Below are 643 nucleotides of genomic sequence, written 5' to 3' on the forward strand. Positions count from 1 at the left end.
CTCTTATGATGCCCACGACATTTGATTAAGCTGGTCCTCTAACGCCATGCGGCGGTAAGTATGAGTGGTCTAGATATCGTCATTGCCATTGTGGTCCTTATTGGCTTATGGCGTGGTTTTCAAATAGGACTTGTCAAGACGGCGGTTGGCTTAGTTGGTTGGTTTATCGCTTTGATTGTTGCGACTCGTTTAGCTGGTCCTATTGCACCGCAGCTATCGGGGCTGACCCAAAGCTCTGTATTACAAATGGCAATGGCTTTTTTGCTCATCGTAATCGTAGTGTTAGCTGTGATGCATTTAGTAGCGTTTGTATTTTCAGGAGTGCTTAAAACTTTAGGCTTGGGCATGGTAGATAAAATGGCAGGCGGTGTATTAGGGGCGGCCAAAAACACTCTTGTGGTTTTAGTCATTCTTAGTGTCAGTGCGCCGTTATTAGTACAGCTTCCGCAGTGGCAAACTTCTGTACTGGCCCCTGAGCTACTTCCCTATGCGCCAATGGCAAAAACGCTTGCATCAGATGTATTAGGCAGTGCGTGGGAGCAGATGAATCAGTCTTAATTATGGTAAAATTAAGGGCAAAATTAGTTCTAACGACTCTAGTTACGACAAGTGATACCTTGATAAATTGGCATTCATCATTATG

General features: G+C 44.5%; 1 protein-coding gene. It reads left to right on the top strand.

The annotated features are described in order from the left end of the window. Positions 1 to 60: 60 nt before the first annotated feature. Positions 61 to 558: a CvpA family protein gene (locus ACS8FD_RS21685; protein WP_439260771.1), complete on the top strand. Its 498-nt coding sequence runs from the start codon at positions 61 to 63 to the stop codon at positions 556 to 558. Positions 559 to 643: the final 85 nt, after the last annotated feature.

It is taken from the genome of Psychrobacter sp. 1U2, from assembly GCF_051847575.1.